Source organism: Dialister sp. UBA1703 (genome assembly GCA_002320515.1).
Classification (GTDB): domain Bacteria; phylum Bacillota; class Negativicutes; order Veillonellales; family Dialisteraceae; genus Dialister.
The window spans coordinates 3,908-7,935 of record DCJJ01000050.1 but is presented as its reverse complement, the minus strand read 5'-3'; the positions used below and the strand labels follow the sequence as shown (position 1 = coordinate 7,935).

Annotated in this window: 4 protein-coding genes and 1 other annotated feature; all 4 genes read left to right on the top strand. The window is 54.0% G+C overall.

Annotated elements, in window-relative coordinates:
* Window positions 1-190 precede the first annotated feature (190 nt).
* The 4 genes from B2Y11_RS02350 to B2Y11_RS02335 all read left to right on the top strand — a co-directional run bounded on the left by B2Y11_RS02350 (window position 191) and on the right by B2Y11_RS02335 (window position 3,956).
* Window positions 191-1,450: a GNAT family N-acetyltransferase gene (locus B2Y11_RS02350; protein WP_291055686.1), complete on the top strand. Its 1,260-nt coding sequence runs from the start codon at window positions 191-193 to the stop codon at window positions 1,448-1,450.
* Window positions 1,437-1,721, top strand: a complete 285-nt coding sequence (locus B2Y11_RS02345; protein WP_291055683.1) for a GIY-YIG nuclease family protein — start codon at window positions 1,437-1,439, stop codon at window positions 1,719-1,721. The genes B2Y11_RS02350 and B2Y11_RS02345 overlap by 14 nt, the downstream gene beginning before the upstream one ends.
* On the top strand, window positions 1,718-2,344 hold the full coding sequence (locus B2Y11_RS02340) for a DUF2232 domain-containing protein (protein WP_273097292.1): 627 nt from the start codon (window positions 1,718-1,720) through the stop codon (window positions 2,342-2,344). Before B2Y11_RS02345 ends, B2Y11_RS02340 begins: the two co-directional genes overlap by 4 nt.
* Window positions 2,345-2,449: 105 nt before the next feature.
* Window positions 2,450-2,734, top strand: a binding site (T-box leader).
* Window positions 2,735-2,798: 64 nt separating this feature from the next.
* Entirely contained in the window at window positions 2,799-3,956 is a 1,158-nt protein-coding gene (locus tag B2Y11_RS02335; protein ID WP_291055679.1) for an ABC transporter substrate-binding protein, read from the top strand.
* The last annotated feature ends 72 nt before the right edge of the window (window positions 3,957-4,028 follow it).

The following is a 4,028-nucleotide window of genomic DNA, read 5'->3' as shown; positions in this document are numbered from 1 at the left end:
TAATCAGCGCTTCCCTAAAGGGGAAACGACTCACTATGATTTGTGCATCGCTTTGCTCCTTCAAATCATGTTCGCTGTGCACGCCGCAGGCGTGTCAAACCTCAGAACCCTCGGGGCGAAGCCCCGTCAAACTTTAGAAACTTTACGCCCGCAGGGCGCAGGGCCGCGAAGCGGCCCCAAGGAGGTATCCATGAAAATCAGAAAAGCTTCTGCTTCCGACACAGAAGAAGTGAAAGCCCTTTGGGCCTACTGTTTTGAAAAGCCTTCGGACCCTTTCTTCCAGTGGTATTTCCAGGAGCTCTATACGCCGGAGACGGTGCTCCTGGGGGAGGAGAAGGGGCAGGCTGCCTGTGACCTTCACCGCCGTCCCTACCGGATGAGCGTGAGGGGCCAGGCTTTTGACACCGATTATATTGTAGGCGTAGCCACCCACCCGGCTGCCCGGGGGCGGGGGTATGCGTCAGAGCTGCTCCGAAGCGCCTTCCATCTGGCGGCGAAGGAGGGGAAGCCCTTTGTAACCCTCATGCCCTCTGCAGCTTCCTATTACCTGCCCATGGGCTTCGGTTTCTTCGTGCACCAGTGGGAGCGGAAAGCGTCGCCGGAACATCTGGCGCCCCTGGGGAAAAAGCCCGTTTCCTGCCGGGTGCTGGCAGGGTGCGGGGAATGGCAGGAGCTTGCCTCTGTGTATGAAGCCTACACGAAGGACAGGAATGGCTTTACCCTGCGGGATGAAGCATCCTGGAAATCCCACATCGAGGGCCAGCGGAAGGATGGCTATATTGCCCTTGTGTATGACGAAAAGGGGCCTTCCGGCTATCTTTTCTACAGTCTGGACGACCGGCGCATGATTGTGACGGAAATGGCCTTTGCCAATGAGTCCGGCAGGAAGGGTCTCTATTCCTTTATGGCAGGCCACCGGGGGTCTATTGACGAATGCATCTGGCATGAGCCGCTGGATGACCATTCCTTCCGCTACTGGGAAGACGGGGCGGAGCATACCTATATCAAAAACCGTTCTTTCCCCTACATGCTTGCCCGTCTCACGGATCCCGTCACCGCCTTTGACGGCCTGCCCTGCCGGGAGGACATTACCGGCGCCGTGGCCTTCCAGCTGGTGGATCCCTTCCTGCCGGAAAACAGCGGCATTTATGTGCTTCGGGCGGAGGACGGGAAAATCAGCGCCCTGAAGGAAGATGTTTTCTACAGCCTGAAATGCCACATTGAAGATATTTCCGGCGTCCGTCTGGGAGAGGATATTCCGGAGCCCTCCTTCTGCATCAATGCAGGCAGCCTGGCGGAGCTCTTCATGGGGGCCGCCGGCCTTTCGGAGCTGGAAAAATTGGAAAAAATCAGGTGGCTCACAGAGGATGCGAAGGAGCGGGCGGACGTGCTTGCCCTGACTGATACCATGCTGCCGGAGGAGAAGAACTGGGTGAATGAGTGGTTCTGAGGAAAGGAAATATTTCACCTACATGGTGCGCTGCGCCGACGGCTCCCTGTATACGGGCTACACCGTGGACAGCGTGGAAAAGCGGGTGGAAACCCATAACAGCGGGAAGGGGAGCCGCTACACCAGAAGCCGCCTGCCGGTGACTCTGGTGTGGTACCGCACTTTTTTCACGGAACATGAAGCCCGGTCCCTGGAGTGGCACATGAAGAAGAAAACAAAGAAGGAAAAGGAAGCCCTGGCGGCTTCCTTTGGAAAGGATAAGAAACAGTGAATTCTTCGGTACAAAAGACAAAATATCTGACGGAAGCGGCGGCAGCAGCAGCCATTGCGGCACTGCTGGTACTGCTGAAACTGGTGGCGCCCTTCTTTGTTTTTATTACCATGCTCACGTCGGCCGTGCCCATTGCCGTCATCTGCAGCTTTCACGGCATGAAGTGGGGCCTGGGCACCAGCCTGGCGGAAATCTTTCTGGTCAATATCATCGGGGGACCGGAAATCGGCTTTACCACTGCCTTCTACGCCGCTGCCCTGGGCATGGCCATGGGATATGGATTCAGGCATAAACTGTCCTTTGCCAAAACCCTCCATCTCACAGCCCTGGCCTATGTAGTGGAAATGTCCTATAAGATTGCCGTGTCCATTTACATTCTGGGCATTGCAGACGCCCTGACCAGCGCCATTGACCGCTTTGTTTCCATGATTCAGTGGATCTGGAAGCCCCTGTCATTCCTCTTCCATCTGGACCCGGATCCTGGAAAGGCGGCATTTACCACCTCCGGCATGGTGATGCTGGGCCTGGTATTTATCCTGAATGCCTACTGCTATGCCTATTTGAACCAGGAAATCGGCGTGGAAATCCTGAAGCGGCTGAAAGCAGGCAGGCGGGACTCCTGATATTCCCTGAAATCATAAAAAGCGTTTTTTATACAGAAAAAGAATGAAGTGAAATGGGGATTGACAGAATCAGGGAAATCCTGTAATATCTATCTCAACTAAAAAAAAACAGCGATGATTGGGAAAAAGTCTGATGAAGGCCATGGCAGAGAGCCGGCGGATGGTGCAAGCCGGTATGGAGCATAAGGCGAACTCTCCCATGAGCACCGGAGCGAAGAAAGTAGTGAAGGCGGCAGTCCCCGTTACGGACAGAAAAGAAAGTACAATGCAGGGTGGTACCGCAGCTATGCCCCTGTCCCAAAACGGGACAGGGGCTTTTTGTATCATCATCATCCGTACTTTCTATGAAGAGATAAATCAGGGTGGTACCGCGGTTTCCCCGCCCCTGGTGGAATGATTCGTTCCATCAGGGGCTTTTTTGATGGAGCAGGAAAGAAGAACAGGAGGAAATCAAATGAAGAATTTCAAGAAGGCAATGAAAATGGCAGGCATCTGCTCCATGGCAGTGGTGATGATGGCAGGACTGGCAGGCTGCGGAGGGAAAGCAGGAAACAATGTATCCTCCGGCGCCAAAAATGCAGCGAAAATCGGCTTCACCGCCGCCCTCACCGGCGGTGCTGCAGCCTACGGGAAATCGGAAGAGGAAGGCGTAAGGCTGGCAGTGGAAGAAATCAACGGGAAAGGGGATTTCCCCATCGACCTCATGGTAGATGATACCAAAGCGGTGCCGGCAGAAGCCATGAACGCTACCAAGAAGCAGATCCAGGATAAAGCGTCCATCCTCATCGGCCCCATGACCTCCAATGAAGCCAAGGCAGCCGGTCCCATTATCCAGAATGCCAAAGTGCCGTCCCTGGAAATTTCCGTCACCGCTGAAAATATTACAGACATGGGAGACTGCATTTTCAGAAACTCCGTACCCGAATCAAAGAACATTCCCCAGACCGTGAAGAAAACCCATAAGCTGCTGGGCTATCAGAAGGCGGCCATCATGTATGCCCATGACAACGAACAGCATGTAACCGCCCAGAAATATTTCAAAAAGACCATGGAAGAAGAAGGAGTAGAAGTGGTAGACGTGGAAACCTTCGGCAGCAAGGACAGCGAATTCTCCGCCCAGCTCACCAATATCCAGACAAAGAACCCCGACGTCATCGTGGTATGCAGCTACTACCAGGAAGGCTCCCGCATTCTGAAGAAAATGAGGGAAATGGGCATGAACCAGCCTGTACTGGGAGACAATGGCTTCGTTTCTCCGGAACTGGGCCGCATGGCCGGCAGCGCCGCTGACAATGTATATGTATCCTCCATGTGGTCAGCAGAAAGAAAGGATGCCAGAGTACAGAACTTTGTGGACGCCTACACAAAGAAATACGGCCACGCACCGGACCAGTTCGCCGCCAGCGCCTACGATGGCGTGTACATGGCAGTGGACGCCATGAAACGGGCCGGAAGTACCACAGACCACAAGAAAATCAGAGACGCCCTGGCCCGGATGAAGGACTTCAAAGGCGTCTGCGGCACCTTCAGCTTCGACGACAAGAGAGATCCTGTGGTGGACCTGATCCTCATGAAAATGAAGGACGGAAAGTACAGCATGGTGGAAATGTGAAATAGTGGGATAGTGTACTGGTGTACTAGTGTACTAGTGGGCTAGGGAAGCACTGATTCATTCATAGAGTCT

Excerpts from the sequence above, each read along its gene's own strand:
- B2Y11_RS02350 (WP_291055686.1), top strand. The coding sequence starts at position 191 with ATGAAAATCAGAAAAGCTTCTGCTTCCGACACAGAAGAAGTGAAAGCC.
- B2Y11_RS02345 (WP_291055683.1), top strand. The coding sequence starts at position 1,437 with ATGAGTGGTTCTGAGGAAAGGAAATATTTCACCTACATGGTGCGCTGC.
- B2Y11_RS02335 (WP_291055679.1), top strand. The coding sequence starts at position 2,799 with ATGAAGAATTTCAAGAAGGCAATGAAAATGGCAGGCATCTGCTCCATG.